Origin of the sequence: Amphritea atlantica (assembly GCF_900111095.1) — a bacterium.
GTDB classification, from domain to species: domain Bacteria; phylum Pseudomonadota; class Gammaproteobacteria; order Pseudomonadales; family Balneatricaceae; genus Amphritea; species Amphritea atlantica.
Window position 1 is genome coordinate 1 of sequence record NZ_FOGB01000017.1, and the last position, 17,357, is coordinate 17,357.

The window sequence follows — 17,357 nt, forward strand, 5'->3', positions numbered from 1 at the left end:
GTTAACACTGATGTTCAAATCGTTAGAGCAACCAGTTTTGCTTGGCGACAATAGCGAGATGGAACCACCCGATCCCTTCCCGAACTCGGAAGTGAAACGTCTTAGCGCCGATGGTAGTGTGGAGCTTCTCCATGCGAGAGTAGGTCATCGCCAAGCACCTAATTACAAAACAGCCCCGATCATGAAAATGATCGGGGCTTTTTTCGTTTAGACGCCGCTACGCGGCTCGCTAGAACGGCGCTGCGCGCCTGCTAGTGGTTAGAATAAGCGTAAGATCAAGAGCAAAAGCCTTCTTAGTCGGGAGCATAGGTAATCTTCACAGAAAGGATATTTCGTTCTCTGAAGAAGCTAAGGCCCTGTAGCGAGCGGCGCTAGCATGCCCTCTGGGTACCCGTCGCGATAGTTTTTGCTAGCAGGAGCCGAAGGCTCCGTTCTGGCAAGCGACGCAGTCGCGTTTAGCGAGCTGCGAAGCAGCGGTCTAGCGACTGTTTTTATCAGTTGCTCGTCTTAAATTGCTCTAATAGTTGCATCAGGCTGTTTCCGGTGTGGTTGACCTGTTGGGCGTATTGCTTGTTTTTCTCGGCTTCTTCTGCTGAATCATGGGCATGTTCGAGGGTCATATTGATGATTTCTGATATCTGGCCGGTCACAGCTGACTGTTCCTCTGTTGCTGAAGCGATCATGCTGCTCATGTTGTCTATTTCATCGATCGAAAGACGGATCTTCTCAACGCTTTTTCTGACGTTTTCAGCAAGGTTGACGGTGTTATGGACATGTTCAGCCTGTCGTTCTACCTTGTCGGACATCTGATCGATAGCGCCATTGAGTTTCTTTATAATGAGACCGATATTGTCGGCTGCTTTTGCAGTGTTGACAGCAAGGGACCTGACCTCATCAGCAACCACTGCGAATCCCCGGCCACTGGCTCCAGCGCGAGCTGCTTCAATGGCTGCGTTAAGCGCCAGCAGGTTTGTCTGTTCAGCAAAATTCTGTATTACGTGGAGCGCCGATCCAATCTCCTTTCCGTCCTCTTTGAGCTGTAGAAGTGTCGCATTAGTGGCTTCGGTCTCTTCTTCCAGCTGATGGATGCTGGCTCGGGTATGTTCCATATCCTCAACGCCATTGACAACGATCTCTGTGGCCTGGCGGGTGGCGGTCGATGTTCGTACAGCGTTTTCAGCGACCTCCTGGTATGAACTGCTAAGCTGTTGGATCTGAACTGCTGCCTGCTCAGTTGAGAGTTGCTGTTTGTTGACGATCAGTGTCAGCGTATCTGAGCTGTTATTCAGCCCTTTGCCAAGCAGATTCAGAGCATCGCTCTCGGTGTGGATCTTGTCGATCAGTGTCATAAAGTACTGACGCAGGCTGGTGATTGAGTTGCTCAGAATTTTTAGTTCAACAATCTTACTTGGTGTATTGGGGTGACCATTAAGCTGGCCGTTTGCCAGCGCATCAAGTTGTTGGCAGGTGTTGCTTATAATCTGGCTAAGGCGGGTGTTCAGAATCCCCATAATGAACCCGATGATCGCGATTAACAGAATGCTGGTGATCAGCAGTGTGTTTGCCTGCTGGCCGGTAGTGTCGTAATGTTTTTGCAAGCGGCTCTGGTTTATCTGCAACTGTTCGTTGAGTTGATCAACCAGTGAGGTTGTTTGTTCTATAGATGTTGTCCGTTGTGTATAGATCTTCTCGATATTACTGAGCTCTTTGCTGTATCGTCGAACCAGGCTCTGCAGTTCCTGAATCAGCAGGTTTCCCTGTTCATCCTGACTCGTTTGGACTTCCGTCATGCTGTTGCCCAGTAGTGTTGCCAGAGTGTCGCTGCTGTCAGTTTCCTGATAGATGCCAAACCGTGGTAGCTGATCGAGTTGTTTGCTCATCTGCGTTAATTCATCAAGGCGTATATTAATATCCGAACGGTTTGGCTGGCTGGATGAAAAATAACGCTGACGGCTATGGGCCAGACCTGAGATAGTGGCAATGAACTTGCTCAGGATTGAGGTGTATTGCTGTTTTAGTGCTGGCTGATCGTTGCCTCCGTTAGCGGCGTAATCCGCTAGCTGGCTCAGGGTCGCGAGAATTTCGCGCTCATTGTTGATCAGCAGTTCCTGTGGTTGTCTGAGTTTGCCTGCGGCCCGAAGTTTCAACAGGGCGGTTGTCTGTAACTCAGTCAGGGTATTTTGTATTTCCGGTGCGCCACTGTCTGTCAGGCTTTTAACCTGCGGGTCTTTCTCTATGAGGCGGCTAAGGGCGTTATCGATGTCGGATAGCAGTGACGCATTACCTGAACTCAGATAGATAAGGATTGGCCGGTTTACCTGGGTGTTAATCTCTTGTTGGAGTCGCTGATAGTCACGGGTTTGGTTGAAACTGTTTTCCAGACGCTGTAGCGACCAGAGCATTGTGCTGGCCATTGCGGTAACAATAACTAATAAGGTAGCCCCGGCTACCAGGTTGATGTGGGATATTTTCATCGCTAACTGCCCGGATATTTAAAACCGTCATTTATATTTCTTTTATGTTACTGAGGTGTTTCGGGGTTTTTCTGAGATACTCAGAATGGTGGGTCAGGTTACATAGACAAGGCCGGTCAGATGGACTAAAATACCGCCGATTTGCATGCTGGAAATGCACTAGAAGAATTCTCTACAGAAAAGCGAGGCGGGCTTATGGTTCTACCTCGCTTTTTTGCAACTTACAGTTTTATTTATTCTGTTTAGATTTTCGCACTAAGCGGGGAGGTTAATTTTGACAAGACCAGCCATTCTGGCCCTTGAGGACGGCAGTATCTTCCGGGGAGTAGCGATTGGCGCGGATGGCCAGTCCAGCGGAGAAGTTGTATTCAATACTTCTATGACTGGTTATCAGGAGATTCTGACGGATCCATCGTATTGCCGTCAGATTGTAACCCTGACCTATCCACACATCGGTAACGTGGGAACAAATACAGAGGATGAAGAGTCCTCTCAAACATGGGTTGCAGGTCTTGTGATCCGGGATCTGCCGCTGACGGCCAGTAACTGGCGAAGTGAGCAGAGCCTTGATGACTATCTGAAAGCGAAAAACATCGTCGGTATTGCTGACATCGATACCCGCAGATTAACCCGTATCCTGCGTGAAAAGGGTTCGTTGAATGGCTGCATCATGGCCGGTGATATCGACGAAAATACCGCTCTGACAAGTGCAAAAGCGTTCCCAGGTCTGAAGGGAATGGATCTGGCCAAAGAGGTGACCACTGATGAGCAATATCAGTGGACCGCAACAACCTGGCATCCCGTTGATGGGCATCAGGATCTGTCTGAGGCCGAACTTCCGCATCACGTTGTTGCGTATGATTACGGTGTTAAGCGCAATATTCTGCGGATGCTGGTTGAACGGGGTTGCCGTCTGACGGTGGTGCCTGCGAAAACGCCAGCGGCAGACGTGCTGGCACTCAACCCTGATGGTGTATTCCTCTCCAATGGCCCCGGGGATCCGGAACCCTGTGATTACGCGATTGAAGCGATTCAGGAGATCTGTAAAACCGACCTGCCGGTATTCGGTATCTGTCTGGGACATCAGTTGTTAGCCCTGGCTTCCGGAGCACAGACCATGAAAATGAAGTTTGGTCATCATGGTGCAAACCACCCGGTGCAGGACCTTGAAAACAAGCAGGTGATGATCACCAGCCAGAACCATGGTTTTGCTGTTGATGAAAGTTCATTGCCTGACACCCTGCGGGCGACACATAAGTCGTTATTTGATGGTTCCCTGCAGGGGATTGAACGCACCGACCGTGCGGCTTTCAGTTTTCAGGGGCATCCTGAAGCGAGCCCCGGCCCGCGCGATGTTGCGCCGCTGTTTGATCGCTTTATTCGCGACATTGAAGCGCGAAAGGCCTGATACGCCTGATTTAAGGTCAATACGTACTGCCTGTGAGCTATCTCCGGGCAGCTTTTAAAGAATTAAAATTTTCGATCGGTTATTTACACATGCCAAAACGTACGGACATAAAAAGTATTCTGATCCTCGGTGCGGGTCCTATCGTTATCGGTCAGGCCTGTGAGTTTGATTACTCCGGTGCCCAGGCCTGTAAAGCTCTGCGTGAAGAGGGCTATCGCGTTATTCTGGTTAACTCTAATCCAGCGACCATTATGACAGACCCATCGATGGCGGATGCGACCTACATCGAGCCGATTCAGTGGAAAACAGTTGCAAAGATCATTGAGCAGGAGCGTCCTGATGCGCTGCTGCCGACCATGGGTGGTCAGACAGCGCTTAACTGTGCCCTTGATCTGGAACGCGAAGGCGTCCTGGAAAAGTTTGGCGTTGAGATGATCGGTGCGAATGCAGATACCATCGATAAAGCCGAAGACCGTGACCGTTTCGATAAAGCGATGAAGTCTATCGGCCTGGAATGCCCCCGTGCTGCGATTGCGCATAGTATGGAAGAGGCGTTGCAGGTGCAGTCGCAACTGGGTTTCCCATGTATTATCCGGCCATCATTTACGATGGGTGGCACCGGCGGCGGTATCGCTTATAACAAAGAAGAGTTTATCGAGATCTGTGAACGGGGATTGGATCTGTCGCCCACCAACGAGTTGTTGATCGATGAATCCCTGATCGGTTGGAAAGAGTATGAGATGGAGGTGGTTCGTGATAAAAACGATAACTGCATCATCGTCTGCTCGATTGAAAACTTCGATGCCATGGGGGTACATACCGGTGACTCAATCACCGTTGCTCCGGCACAGACACTGACGGATAAAGAGTATCAGTGGATGCGGGATGCTTCCCTGGCAGTACTGCGTGAAATCGGCGTTGAAACCGGTGGCTCTAACGTTCAGTTTGGCCAGTGCCCGAAAACCGGGCGTTTCGTGATTATCGAGATGAATCCCCGGGTATCCCGCTCATCCGCTCTGGCTTCCAAAGCGACCGGTTTCCCAATCGCTAAGGTAGCGGCGAAGCTGGCGATTGGTTACACCCTGGATGAGTTGCAGAACGATATTACCGGCGGTGCGACTCCAGCCTCATTTGAACCGGCAATCGATTATGTTGTTACCAAGATTCCCCGCTTCACCTTTGAGAAGTTTCCACAGGCAAATGACCGTCTGACAACCCAGATGAAATCTGTGGGTGAGGTGATGGCGATTGGCCGTACTCAGCAGGAATCTCTGCAGAAGGCTCTTCGGGGGCTGGAAGTGGGGGCGACTGGCTTTGATCCGATTGTGGATCTGAGCAGTGAAGACGCCCGTACCGAGATCGTGCGTGAGATGAAACAGCCGGGCGCTGAGCGAATCTGGTATCTGGGTGATGGATTCCGTCTGGGCATGACAGTGGAAGAACTGTACGAACTGTCTGGCATCGATCCGTGGTTTCTGGTTCAGGTTGAAGATCTTATTAAAGATGAGCTGCGGGTGTCTACCATGACGCTGTCTGAGCTGGATAAGACTGAACTGTATCGCCTGAAGCGCAAAGGTTTCTCTGATGCGCGTCTGGCTGTTCTGCTGGGTGTGTCTGAGAAACAGGTACGCAAGCAGCGTCACAAGCTGGATATCCGTCCGGTGTTTAAGCGTGTGGATACCTGCTCCGCTGAGTTTTCTACCGATACCGCTTACATGTACTCCACCTATGAGGAAGAGTGCGAAGCGAATCCTACCGAGCGAGAGAAGATCATGGTTATCGGCGGTGGTCCTAACCGCATCGGACAGGGTATCGAGTTTGATTACTGCTGTGTGCATGCGGCGCTGGCGGCGCGTGAGGATGGTTACGAAACCATTATGGTTAACTGTAACCCTGAGACCGTGTCTACCGACTACGATACGTCTGACCGTCTCTACTTTGAACCGATTACCCTGGAAGATGTGCTGGAAATTGTACATGTCGAGAAACCTAAAGGGGTTATCGTGCAGTACGGTGGCCAGACTCCGCTGAAGCTGGCGCTGGCGCTGGAGCATGCCGGTGTGCCGATTATTGGTACCTCTCCGGAAGCGATCGACCGGGCTGAAGACCGGGAGCAATTCCAGCAGATGCTTAAGCGTCTGGGGCTGAAGCAACCAGAGAACGCCACCGTGCGCTCTCTTGAGGAGGCGGTTATCGAGGCTGACAAGCTGGGTTATCCACTGGTTGTTCGTCCATCTTACGTATTGGGTGGTCGGGCGATGGAGATCGTCTATAAAGAATCTGAACTGCGTCAGTATATGACCTCTGCGGTTAAGGTATCCCACGATGCACCAGTATTGCTGGATCACTTCCTTAACGCCGCAGTAGAGGTCGATATCGATGCGGTGAGTGACGGCGAAACCGTGGTGATCGGTGCGATCATGCAGCACATTGAGCAGGCCGGTGTTCACTCCGGTGACTCAGCCTGTTCATTGCCGCCGTACAGCCTCCCCGAAGCTCTCCAGAATGAGATGCGGGAGATGGTGCGCAAGATGGCACTGGAGCTGGGTGTAGTGGGCCTGATGAATACTCAGCTGGCTTATCAGGACGGTGAGGTTTATGTCATCGAAGTGAACCCGCGTGCATCCCGTACCGTACCGTTTGTCTCGAAGTGTATCGGTGTCTCGCTGGCGAAGATTGGTGCTCAGGTGATGACCGGTAAAACCCTGAAAGAGATCGGTTTCACCGAAGAGATCGTTCCGACGCTGTTTAATGTTAAAGAAGCGGTGTTCCCGTTCAATAAGTTCCAGGGTGTTGATCCGATTCTGTCTCCGGAGATGAAATCTACCGGTGAAGTGATGGGTGTGGGTGAAACCTTTGGTGAAGCCTTTATGAAGGCGCAGTTGGGTGCAGGCGAGAAGATGCCAGCAACCGGTAAAGCCTTTATCTCGGTTCGTGAGGTCGATAAGCAAAATGTTCTGCCAGTTGCCCGCGATCTGGTCAGTCTTGGTTTTACCCTGGTTGCTACCCGCGGAACAGCGGCCTTGCTGAGAGAGAATGGGCTTGAGGTTGAGGTTGTCAATAAAGTGATGGAAGGGCGTCCGAACATCGTCGATATGCTGAAGAACGACGAAATTGTTTACGTCATTAACACCACTGAAGGCCGTAAGGCGATTGCGGACTCGGCTGAGATCCGGCGTTCAGCGTTGCAACATAAAGTGCCATACAGCACAACCCTGGCGGGTGCTGAAGCGATGATCATGGCGATGCAGTACGGCGAAGAAAAAACAGTACGCCGTTTGCAAAACCTGCACTAAGGAGCTGAGATTATGCAAAAATTTCCAATGACTGTTAGCGGTGAGAAAGCGCTGCGTGAAGAACTGGATGATTTGAAAACAGTACAGCGTCCTGCCGTGATCGCATCCATTGCGGAAGCGCGTGAGCATGGTGACCTGAAAGAAAATGCTGAATACCATGCTGCCCGTGAGCAGCAGGGGTTTATTGAAGGGCGTATTCAGGAACTTGAAGGTAAGCTGGGTTCCGCTCAGGTGATTGATGTAACGCAGATACCGCATACCGGAAAGGTTATTTTCGGTACCACGGTCGATCTGATTAACATGGACACTGACGAAACAGTGAGTTATCAGATTGTCGGGGATGATGAAGCGAACATCAAAGGCGGTAAAATTTCTATCAGCTCACCGATTGCCCGGGCCTTGATTGGCAAAGAGGAGGGCGATGTCGCTGTTGTGCAGACGCCTGGTGGCGGTGTTGAGTATGAAATTGATCAGGTGCACCATATCTGATCCTGAAGGATAAAAAAAACCGCCTATCGGCGGTTTTTTTGTTGTTGATCTGTTCCGGTCACATTAACGTAGCAGGTTAGACAGTTTGGGGTCCGGATGTTTGGCCGCCCGATAGAGCAGTGCAACATTACCGATCTCCTGAACGATGGTGGCCTCGACGATCTGGGCCATCTCGCTGATCAGTAATTTCTTAGCTTCGCGGTCACCCACGGCAAATTTTACTTTGATCAGTTCATGGTCTTCGAGGGCGCGGTCAGCTTCCAGAAGAATGTTTTCACTCAGGCCATTTCCGGCAACAGTGATGATAGGGTTAAGGCTGTGACCGATTGTTCGGAACTGCTTCTTTTGCGTAGGGGTTAAGCTCATACTAAAATACTTGACCTTTAAATTTTGGAGCGGAAGATCCGCTTCGAACCATAATGTAGAGATTTTACCTGAGTTAGTGTGTAGAAAGTAGACATTGACTCAAATTCCGGACGGGGATGTTGGTGGCAAGATCAAAAAGCAGCGGTCGATGGCTGCAGGAACACTTCGACGATCAGTATGTGAAGAAATCCAGAGAGCTGGGGTATCGTTCACGGGCAAGCTTTAAGCTGCTTGAACTCAATGAAAAGGATAAACTGATTCGTCCCGGGATGACGTTGGTTGACCTGGGGGCCGCTCCGGGAGGGTGGTCTCAGATTGCTGCAGAGCTGGTTGGTGATCATGGTAGGGTGGTATCATCTGACATACTGCCAATGGATCCACTGCCCGGCGTACAGTTTGTTCAGGGAGACTTTACTGAGGAGTCAGTGCTCAATGAGATTCTGCAAACATTGGGCGATCAGCTGGCAGACCTTGTAATTTCAGATATGGCCCCCAATATGAGTGGTATGAATGCTGTTGATCAGCCTGCGGCGATGTATCTGGTAGAATTAGCACTGGATATGGCGCGTCAGGTGCTCAAGCCCGGCGGTGATTTTGTTGCCAAAGTGTTTCAGGGTGAAGGCTTTGATGAATATATGAACGATATGCGCAGCAGCTTTACTAAGGTTTATAGCCGGAAGCCGGACTCTTCCAGAGCCCGTTCGCGTGAAGTCTATCTGATTGGACGAAACTTCCGTCCCTGATATAGTCAATACAGTGTAACTACTGTAGTTTTGTTTGTTTTCGGACGGACACTAATTTTGAGAAAACAGAGGGTTTACCTTTGAACGATATGGCAAAGAATTTGGTACTGTGGCTGGTTATCGCGGCAGTACTGTTAACCGTTTTCAATAACTTCAACAGCGAAAGCACCTCGCAGAAGCTCAACTATTCTGAATTTATCACTGCGGTGAAGAATGATCAGATTCGTCGGGTGGTTATTGACGGTTATACCATTGAGGGTGAGCGGACCAATGGCGAGCGTTTTGCCACAGTTCGTCCTGCACTGCAGGACCCTAAGCTGGTTGATGACCTGTATAACCACAAGGTGGTTATCGAAGGTAAGCAGCCAGAAAAACAGAGCGTCTGGACGCAGTTACTGGTTGCCAGCTTTCCAATCTTGATCATTCTTGCCATCTTTATGTTCTTTATGCGGCAGATGCAGGGCGGAGGTGGCGGCAAAGGCGGTCCGATGTCCTTTGGTAAGTCTAAAGCCCGCATGATGGGGCAGGATCAGATCAAGACCACTTTTGATGATGTCGCCGGTGTTGAAGAGGCGAAGGAAGAGGTTAAAGAGCTGGTTGATTACCTGCGTGATCCGGGCAAATTCCAGCGCCTGGGGGGGCATATTCCCCGCGGTGTATTGATGTCAGGTAACCCGGGTACTGGTAAAACCCTGCTGGCAAAAGCGATCGCCGGTGAAGCGAAGGTTCCGTTCTTTACTATATCGGGTTCCGATTTTGTTGAGATGTTTGTCGGTGTTGGTGCATCCCGGGTTCGGGATATGTTTGAGCAGGCGAAGAAAAATGCCCCCTGCATCATCTTTATCGATGAGATTGATGCGGTAGGTCGCCACCGTGGTGTTGGTATGGGTGGTGGTAATGATGAGCGGGAGCAGACACTGAACCAGTTGCTGGTTGAGATGGATGGTTTCGAAGGCACCGAAGGTATTATCGTTATCGCGGCGACTAACCGTCCCGATGTACTCGACCCCGCGTTGCTGCGTCCCGGGCGGTTTGACCGTCAGGTGCATGTTGGTTTGCCTGATATTCGTGGTCGTGAGCAGATTCTTAAAGTGCATATGCGCAAAGTTCCGCTGGGCGATGATGTCAAACCTGAACTGATTGCCCGTGGTACGCCTGGCTTTTCCGGGGCGGATCTTGCTAACCTGGTCAATGAGGCGGCCCTGTTTGCTGCCCGCTCCAGCAAGCGGACCGTGGGAATGGAGCAGTTTGAGCGAGCCAAAGATAAGATAATGATGGGTGCGGAACGTAAATCAATGGTGATGTCTTATGAGGAGCGTCTAAATACCGCTTACCATGAATCCGGTCACGCCATTGTAGGTCGACTGATGCCTGAGCATGATCCTGTGTATAAGGTCTCTATCATCCCGCGTGGCCGGGCCTTGGGTGTCACTATGTTTCTGCCTGAGGAAGACCGTTATAGTCACAGCCGTAAACTGCTGATCTCCAATATTTGCAGTCTCTATGGCGGCCGTATCGCCGAAGAGATGACGTTGGGTAAAGATGGCGTGACCACTGGCGCGTCTAACGATATTCAGCGCGCCACCAGTCTGGCCCGTAATATGGTGACCCGTTGGGGTCTGACCGATGAGCTGGGGCCAATCCTCTATGATGATGAGGAGCAGGATCCGTTCAATCGTGGTTATGGTCAGCCGGGCAAAGCGATGTCTGAAGAGTTGCAGGGTAAAATTGATTCTGAAACCCGCAAGATTATCGATGAGTGTTACGCGAAAGCTTATAAGATGCTGGAGGATAACCGGGATATTCTCGAAAATATGACTCAGGCATTGATGAAATACGAAACGATTGATAGCAAACAGCTTGATGAGCTGATGGATCGTAAGCCGGTTACGCCGCCTGAAGGATGGCAGGAGGCTGACTCAAAAGCAGCAGAAGATGAAGCGGCTGCGGCAGATAAAAAAGAGGAGTTTGATCTGGATGATGATCATAATAGCGACCTGAAAAGCGCTAAGAAGGACGACCCCTCTTCTGATTCAGATGCATCGGATAGCAATCTGCACTAAGCGATTTATGTCAAATGATAAGGCCGGTCCCAGACCGGCCTTTTTTAATAAAAAACCGAATGGAAGATACTGTGAACGACTTTTCCACTTACCGTTTCGGTAGCCGCACACTGGACCTGAGCCGTCCTCAGGTGATGGGTATTGTTAATGTGACGCCCGACTCCTTCTCCGACGGCGGGACCCTTTATGAAGCGCGTAAGCTGAGTGTTGACCAGGCCGTTGAACGGGCCCGACAGATGGTAAAGGATGGCGCAACGATTATCGATGTTGGTGGCGAGTCCACCCGGCCAGGTGCTGCTGCAGTCTCGCTGCAGGAAGAGCTGGACCGGGTGGTGCCGGTTGTGGAGCGGCTGAATGCTGAACTCGATGTGATAATTTCGGTTGATACCAGTGCGCCTCAGGTGATGACTGAGGTTGCCAGGCTCGGGGCTGGACTAATCAATGATGTGCGTGCTCTGGGACGTGAGGGAGCGCTGGAAGCCGCAGCCGAGACAAATCTGCCGGTGTGTGTGATGCATATGCAGGGAAGTCCTGCCACCATGCAGAATGCGCCCCACTATGATGATGTGCTGGATGATGTGAACTACTTTTTGCAACAGCGGATCACAGCTTGCAACGCCGCAGGTATAAGCAGTGACCGGATCATTCTTGATCCGGGATTTGGCTTTGGTAAAACTGTTGAGCATAATCTGCGTTTGCTGAATAATCTGCGTCAGCTTCATCAACTTGGTATGCCCCTTTTGGTGGGTACCTCCCGTAAAAGCATGATTGACCATGTGCTTAGCCGCCCGGTAGATCAGCGGTTGGCAGGCAGTCTGGCCACCGTCGCTATCGGCGTTCAGCAGGGCGGACAGATATTCCGGGTTCACGATGTCAGGGAAACGGTGGATGTGGTGCGGATGACCGAAGCCATAATGAATGAGGGCAGGATTGCAAATGACTAAACGATATTTTGGTACGGATGGCATTCGCGGTAAGGTCGGTACGGCGCCGATTACACCTGACTTCATGCTCAAGCTGGGGTGGGCTGCCGGAAAGGTGTTTGCCCGCAAGGGACGCAGCAAGATCATTATTGGTAAGGATACCCGGATCTCGGGTTATATGTTTGAGTCAGCACTGGAGGCGGGGCTTTCGGCTGCGGGGGTTGATGTGCTGTTGCTTGGGCCGATGCCAACACCGGCAATTGCCTACCTGACCCGCACTTTTCGCTGTAATGCCGGTATCGTGATCAGCGCCTCCCATAACCCCTATTATGATAATGGCATCAAGTTCTTCTCCGAACTGGGGACCAAACTGCCCGATGATATTGAGCACGCCATCGAAGCGCAGATGGATATGGCGATGACTACCGTAGAGGCGGCGGAGCTGGGCAAGGCGCGGCGGATCGAAGATGCTGCCGGTCGTTATATCGAGTTTTGTAAAGGGACAGTCTCTGGTGATCTGAGTCTTAAGGATATGAAGATTGTCGTTGATTGTGCCAATGGCGCCACCTATCACATCGCCCCCAAGGTGTTTCGCGAACTGGGTGCAACAGTGGTTGAGGTTGGTGCTTCGCCTGATGGCATCAACATTAATGAAGAGTGTGGTGCCACTGCGACGGCGCTGTTGGAAAAAACGGTTATTGCAACCCAGGCAGACCTGGGGGTGGCGCTGGATGGTGACGGTGATCGGCTGATCATGGTTGATCATAAAGGCGAATCGGTGGATGGTGATGAGTTGCTCTTTATCATCGCTATGGCGTTGCATCGCAGGAATCAGTTGAAAGGTGGAGTGGTTGGCACGCTGATGAGTAATTTTGGCCTTGAACAGGGGCTTAAACAGGCTGATATTCCATTTATCCGCGCTCAGGTAGGGGATCGCTATGTGCTTGAACAGTTAGTGGCTAATGACTGGCTGTTGGGTGGAGAATCTTCAGGCCATCTGGTCTGTCGTCAGTTGACCTCAACCGGCGATGGTATTGTTGCTGCGCTACAGGTTCTCAAAGCGATGACTGACGATCAGAAATCACTGCATGATCTTAAATCAGGCATGCGTAAAATGCCGCAAACGATGATCAATGTGCGTCTTACTGAGAAAGTAGACCTGGCTGAGCTGCCAGCAGTGCAGTCTGCTGTGGCGGATATTGAGGCGCGTCTCGGAGAGCGTGGCCGGGTACTGCTGCGTCCTTCCGGCACTGAACCGGTGGTTCGGGTGATGGTTGAGGGAGACGATGAGGCCTGGGTGGAAGCGCTTTGTGAGGAACTGGCCGAGGCTGTTCGTCAGGCACTTTAATATTATTGGGCGGGTGCGAAAATTTATTCGTTACCAGTGGATAGCTGCTTGTAACTTATCAGGAAACTGGGTACTATGTGCGCCGCTTTGCACAGAGGGAAACTCATGCGTAAGACGATAGTCGCCGGAAATTGGAAAATGAACGGAACCAGTGAGTCGATCAGGGCTTTGCTGGATGGTATCACCGCAGGTGTACCCGTTGTTGATGGTCTGGTGACGCTGGTCTGCCCACCTGCTGTTTACCTGTCGCAGGTTAAAGAGCTGCTTGGCAATGCTCCGGTTGTTGTCGGTGCTCAGAATGTATCCGCTCAGCCAAAAGGGGCGTTTACCGGTGAGTGGTCACTGGAAATGCTTCAGGATCTGGGTTGTGAGTATGTTATTCTGGGGCACTCTGAGCGACGTAGTCTGTTTAAAGAAACGGATGCTGATGTTGCAGATAAAGTTGATGCAACCCTGACTGCCGGGCTGACTCCGATACTGTGTGTTGGTGAAACGCTGACACAGCGTGAGGCGGGTGAAACCCTTGCGGTTGTGGCGACGCAGGTTGATGCAGTTGTTCAGCGGGTTGGTATTGAACGTTTTGCATCGGTTGTGATTGCCTATGAGCCGGTCTGGGCGATCGGAACGGGTCTGACCGCGACGCCTGAGCAAGCTCAGGAAGTGCATGCTGCAATCCGTGCCCGGTTGGCTGGTAGTGGTATGAAGGTAGCTGATAAACTGTCGATTCTGTATGGCGGCAGTATGAATGCCGGTAATGCGGCTGAGCTCCTGGCTCAACAGGATATTGATGGCGGCCTGATTGGTGGCGCATCTCTGAAAGCTGATGAATTCCTGACGATCTGCGCTGCGGCGGCAGAGAGTCGTAAGTAAGTGGAAAAATAATGGAAACTCTGGTTCTTGCTGTACATGTTCTGCTGGCTATTGCCATTATTGCTCTGGTGCTGTTGCAGCAGGGTAAAGGCGCTGAGGCTGGTGCATCTTTTGGTGCAGGTGCGTCTCAGACCGTATTTGGTAGCCAGGGCTCCGGCTCGTTTCTGAGTCGTATGACTGCGATTATTGCAACCGGACTGTTTATTACCAGTTTTGTGCTGGCTGTTTATGCAAAAGATAAGGCTGTATCGGTGAGTGATGCCGGTGTGCCTGCGGCAGAACTGATTCAGAGTGCTGCTGATAATGCTGAGCAGGTGCCGGTTCTGGAAGAGAATAAATTGCCAGCAGGGGATGCGGACGTACCGCCTGCTGAGTGATCCTTGTTTAATGCCGAAGTGGTGGAATTGGTAGACACGCCATCTTGAGGGGGTGGTGACCTAATGGTCGTGCGGGTTCAAGTCCCGCCTTCGGCACCATATCTAAGGAAGCGCATCTTTGATGCGCTTTTTTTTTGGCCTCGGCGTGACTACGTCCCGCGTTGGTTCATCTTCGATGAAGTCCTTTGGACCGTCGTCGCGGGCTCCGACGCCCAATATGTATCCATATAGTCGGCACCCTATTTAAGGAAGCGTATTGTTGATGCGCTTTTTTTGGCCTCGGCGTGACTGCGTCCCGCGTTGGTTCATCTTCGATGAAGTCCTTTGGACCGTCGTCGCGGGCTCCGACGCCCAATATGTATCTATATAGTCGGCACTCTATTTAAGGAAGCGTATTGTTGATGCGCTTTTTTATTTCTGTCTGAGCGGGGCTTCTTTTAGTAGAGGCTCTTATCTATCGCTACGCTTATGAGCAGATCGGGCCGCTTGCTGGTTGGTTTGGAAGGTGTCCGGCGGTATGTGTCGCGTGCTAATGTAGTGTAAGGGTGAAATGTTGATGCGCGTCGGGTAATCCCGGGAAGGTGTCCTTGAACTACTCAGACAGGAGGAGTATAATTCTCGCCGATTTCTGATGCGGGGTGGAGCAGCCTGGTAGCTCGTCGGGCTCATAACCCGAAGGTCGTCAGTTCAAATCTGGCCCCCGCTACCATTGTTAGGATGATAGATCAGAAGCAAGAGATTCGTGTAACGGCCTCTTGAGGGTTAATAAGATTCAGCATCATCTTTCGTTGTTATGTTCTTTCGGGAAAGTAACGGCAGATGCTGATTCCCGCTACCAATTCCAGTGGGTTGCTGATTTGGCGACCGGTCTGGGATTGTCGATCAAGCAGTACGTTGATTGGCCCCTTTTTAGGGGCTTTTTCGTACTTGCGGCCCATCGGGGTCGTATGTTGAATGGGTCTTTGACCCATTTTTTGTTTGCCTAAGAAAGTGCGTTTAGAGGTTTTTGCGTGTCAGCAAAGTTGAGTGTGTTACAGGAACTGATTGAGCCATCTGTGGTGGCTCTCGGTTATCAGTTATGGGGTATTGAGATGATATCCCAGGGGCGTCACAGCATGCTGCGGATCTACATTGATGCCGAACAGGGCATCGGGGTAGAGGATTGCGCCAGCGTCAGTCGTCAGGTGAGCGGGATTCTGGATGTAGAAGATCCGATTAGCGGTGAATATACATTAGAGGTTTCCTCCCCGGGGATGGACCGCCCGCTGTTTACTCTGGAACAGTACCAGGCGTTTGTCGGACATGTGGTGCAGCTGAAGCTGCGCATGCCATTTGAGGGGCGTCGCAGGTTTAAAGGCATCCTCAGTGGTATTGAAGATGAAGATATTGTGCTGGTTGTCGATCAGGAAGAATACCTGTTACCGATTGACCATATTGAAAAAGCAAACATAGTTCCTCAGTTCTGAGTGTAAAGAATTGAATTTTGAGGTTGGGGCAGTTGTATGAATAAAGAAATTCTACTGGTTGCAGAAGCAGTATCTAACGAGAAAGATGTTTCTAAAGAGGTGATCTTCGAGGCGATTGAACTGGCGCTGGCAACAGCGACCAAAAAACGCTACGACGAAGAAGCGGATATCCGTGTAGTCATTGACCGTGCAACCGGTGATTACCAGACATTCCGGCGCTGGGCTGTGGTGAGCAACGAAGGTGTGCCTCTGCTGGGCACTGAGCTGACCATGCAGGAGGCGGAAGAGATCGATGCAAGCCTGCAGCCTGGCGATATCTACGAAGAAGAGGTCGAGTCGGTTAAGTTCGGCCGCATTGCTGCGCAGACTGCTAAGCAGGTTATTGTGCAGAAGGTACGTGAAGCGGAGCGCGCTAAGGTTGTTGCACAATACAGCAGCCGTCTGGGTGAGCTTATCTCGGGTACCGTAAAGAAAGTGACACGGGACAACATTATTGTTGACCTGGGTAACAACGCAGAAGCTGTTCTGCCGCGGGATCAGTTGCTACCACGGGAAACCTACCGTATGGGTGACCGGGTGCGGGCAGTGCTGAATGAGATTCGCACCGAAGGACGTGGTCCACAGCTGGCGATGAGCCGCAGCTGTCCTGAGATGCTGATCGAACTGTTCCGTATCGAAGTACCTGAGATCTCTGAAGAGGTGATCGAGATTCGTGCAGCGTCCCGTGACCCGGGTTCGCGTGCCAAGATTGCCGTTAAAACGAATGATGGACGTATCGATCCGGTGGGTGCCTGTGTAGGCATGCGTGGTGCTCGTGTTCAGGCCGTTTCTAACGAACTGAGCGGCGAGCGTGTAGACATCATCCTCTGGGATGATAATCCGGCACAGTTGGTGATAAACGCGATGTCTCCGGCAGAGGTGGCTTCTATTGTTGTGGATGAAGATTCCCGCTCAATGGATGTTGCTGTCGCTGAAGAGAATCTGCCGATGGCGATTGGCCGCAGCGGTCAGAACGTTCGCCTGGCGTCAGAGCTGACCGGCTGGAAACTGAACGTCATGACCGAAGATGAGGCTGCAGAAAAACAGCAATCTGAAACCGGTTCAATCCTGGAGCTGTTTATTAAGCACCTGGATGTTGATGATGATATTGCGGGCATCCTGGTAGATGAAGGCTTCACCTCGCTGGAAGAGGTCGCCTACGTTCCCGCTGATGAGATGCTCGAAATCGATGGTTTCGATGAAGAGATTGTTGATGAACTGCGCAATCGCGCGAAAGATGCTCTGCTGAATCTGGCACTGGCGAATGAGGAGGCTCTTGAAAATTCTGAGCCGGCTCAGGATCTGCTGGAGATGGAAGGTATGGAGCGTCATCTGGCCTTTGTTCTGGCCAGTAAAGGTATCGTGACCATGGAAGATCTGGCTGAGCAGGCGGTTGAAGACCTGCTTGAGATTGAAGAGCTGGATAGTGAAAAGGCAGCAGCGCTGATTATGACTGCGCGCGCCCCATGGTTTGCGGACGAAGAATAAGTCAACG

At 51.3% G+C, this 17,357-nt stretch carries 13 protein-coding genes, 2 tRNA genes and 1 rRNA gene; 14 read left to right on the plus strand and 2 right to left on the minus strand.

The features are described from left to right. Positions 1-40: 40 nt before the first annotated feature. Positions 41-156, plus strand: a 5S ribosomal RNA gene (gene rrf, locus BMY09_RS19300). A gap of 338 nt (positions 157-494) precedes the next feature. Here rrf and BMY09_RS19305 read toward each other — a convergent pair. Then, on the minus strand, positions 495-2,474 hold the full coding sequence (locus BMY09_RS19305; RefSeq protein ID WP_091361520.1) for a methyl-accepting chemotaxis protein: 1,980 nt from the start codon (positions 2,472-2,474) through the stop codon (positions 495-497). Positions 2,475-2,748: 274 nt separating this feature from the next. Between BMY09_RS19305 and carA the strand changes: the two genes are divergently transcribed. From carA to greA, 3 genes are all read left to right on the plus strand, one after another. Then, positions 2,749-3,882: a glutamine-hydrolyzing carbamoyl-phosphate synthase small subunit gene (gene carA / locus BMY09_RS19310; protein WP_091361522.1), complete on the plus strand. Its 1,134-nt coding sequence runs from the start codon at positions 2,749-2,751 to the stop codon at positions 3,880-3,882. Positions 3,883-3,971: 89 nt separating this feature from the next. Beyond that, positions 3,972-7,178, plus strand: a complete 3,207-nt coding sequence (gene carB / locus BMY09_RS19315) for a carbamoyl-phosphate synthase large subunit (RefSeq protein ID WP_091361523.1) — start codon at positions 3,972-3,974, stop codon at positions 7,176-7,178. 12 nt (positions 7,179-7,190) lie between these two features. Next, positions 7,191-7,667, plus strand: coding sequence for a transcription elongation factor GreA (greA, locus tag BMY09_RS19320; protein WP_091361525.1), 477 nt, complete (start codon positions 7,191-7,193; stop codon positions 7,665-7,667). A 63-nt stretch (positions 7,668-7,730) separates the two neighbouring features. Here the strand turns inward: greA and BMY09_RS19325 are convergent, their stop codons facing one another. Continuing rightward, on the minus strand, positions 7,731-8,033 hold the full coding sequence (locus BMY09_RS19325) for a YhbY family RNA-binding protein (protein ID WP_091361527.1): 303 nt from the start codon (positions 8,031-8,033) through the stop codon (positions 7,731-7,733). Positions 8,034-8,149: 116 nt separating this feature from the next. Here BMY09_RS19325 and rlmE point away from each other — a divergent pair, with 116 nt between their 5' ends. The 10 genes from rlmE to nusA all read left to right on the plus strand — a co-directional run bounded on the left by rlmE (position 8,150) and on the right by nusA (position 17,350). Next, a complete protein-coding gene (gene rlmE, locus BMY09_RS19330) occupies positions 8,150-8,776 on the plus strand; it encodes a 23S rRNA (uridine(2552)-2'-O)-methyltransferase RlmE (protein WP_245756633.1) in 627 nt (208 codons plus the stop codon). Positions 8,777-8,865: 89 nt separating this feature from the next. Further along, the gene (ftsH, locus tag BMY09_RS19335; protein ID WP_091361531.1) at positions 8,866-10,839 is read left to right on the plus strand and encodes an ATP-dependent zinc metalloprotease FtsH; all 1,974 of its coding nucleotides are present in this window, start codon (positions 8,866-8,868) and stop codon (positions 10,837-10,839) included. A 71-nt stretch (positions 10,840-10,910) separates the two neighbouring features. After that, positions 10,911-11,783, plus strand: coding sequence for a dihydropteroate synthase (folP, locus tag BMY09_RS19340; RefSeq protein WP_245756634.1), 873 nt, complete (start codon positions 10,911-10,913; stop codon positions 11,781-11,783). Next, on the plus strand, positions 11,776-13,110 hold the full coding sequence (gene glmM, locus BMY09_RS19345; protein WP_091361539.1) for a phosphoglucosamine mutase: 1,335 nt from the start codon (positions 11,776-11,778) through the stop codon (positions 13,108-13,110). Before folP ends, glmM begins: the two co-directional genes overlap by 8 nt. A 105-nt stretch (positions 13,111-13,215) precedes the next feature. Then, entirely contained in the window at positions 13,216-13,980 is a 765-nt protein-coding gene (gene tpiA, locus BMY09_RS19350; RefSeq protein ID WP_091361542.1) for a triose-phosphate isomerase, read from the plus strand. 11 nt (positions 13,981-13,991) lie between these two features. Continuing rightward, a complete protein-coding gene (gene secG / locus BMY09_RS19355; RefSeq protein WP_091361545.1) occupies positions 13,992-14,357 on the plus strand; it encodes a preprotein translocase subunit SecG in 366 nt (121 codons plus the stop codon). Positions 14,358-14,369: 12 nt separating this feature from the next. Beyond that, a tRNA-Leu gene (locus tag BMY09_RS19360) sits at positions 14,370-14,456 on the plus strand. A gap of 533 nt (positions 14,457-14,989) precedes the next feature. Next, positions 14,990-15,066, plus strand: a tRNA-Met gene (locus tag BMY09_RS19365). 301 nt (positions 15,067-15,367) lie between these two features. Then, positions 15,368-15,823 carry a ribosome maturation factor RimP gene (gene rimP, locus BMY09_RS19370; protein ID WP_091361548.1) on the plus strand — a complete coding sequence of 152 codons (456 nt, stop codon included), beginning with the start codon at positions 15,368-15,370 and terminating at the stop codon, positions 15,821-15,823. 36 nt (positions 15,824-15,859) lie between these two features. Then, the gene (gene nusA, locus BMY09_RS19375; RefSeq protein WP_091361552.1) at positions 15,860-17,350 is read left to right on the plus strand and encodes a transcription termination factor NusA; all 1,491 of its coding nucleotides are present in this window, start codon (positions 15,860-15,862) and stop codon (positions 17,348-17,350) included. Positions 17,351-17,357 lie beyond the last annotated feature (7 nt).

Excerpts from the sequence above, each read along its gene's own strand:
- tpiA (WP_091361542.1), top strand. The coding sequence starts at position 13,216 with ATGCGTAAGACGATAGTCGCCGGAAATTGGAAAATGAACGGAACCAGT.
- BMY09_RS19325 (WP_091361527.1), bottom strand. The coding sequence starts at position 8,033 with ATGAGCTTAACCCCTACGCAAAAGAAGCAGTTCCGAACAATCGGTCAC.
- carB (WP_091361523.1), top strand. The coding sequence starts at position 3,972 with ATGCCAAAACGTACGGACATAAAAAGTATTCTGATCCTCGGTGCGGGT.
- ftsH (WP_091361531.1), top strand. The coding sequence starts at position 8,866 with ATGGCAAAGAATTTGGTACTGTGGCTGGTTATCGCGGCAGTACTGTTA.
- secG (WP_091361545.1), top strand. The coding sequence starts at position 13,992 with ATGGAAACTCTGGTTCTTGCTGTACATGTTCTGCTGGCTATTGCCATT.
- glmM (WP_091361539.1), top strand. The coding sequence starts at position 11,776 with ATGACTAAACGATATTTTGGTACGGATGGCATTCGCGGTAAGGTCGGT.
- nusA (WP_091361552.1), top strand. The coding sequence starts at position 15,860 with ATGAATAAAGAAATTCTACTGGTTGCAGAAGCAGTATCTAACGAGAAA.
- rlmE (WP_245756633.1), top strand. The coding sequence starts at position 8,150 with ATGTTGGTGGCAAGATCAAAAAGCAGCGGTCGATGGCTGCAGGAACAC.
- greA (WP_091361525.1), top strand. The coding sequence starts at position 7,191 with ATGCAAAAATTTCCAATGACTGTTAGCGGTGAGAAAGCGCTGCGTGAA.
- BMY09_RS19305 (WP_091361520.1), bottom strand. The coding sequence starts at position 2,474 with ATGAAAATATCCCACATCAACCTGGTAGCCGGGGCTACCTTATTAGTT.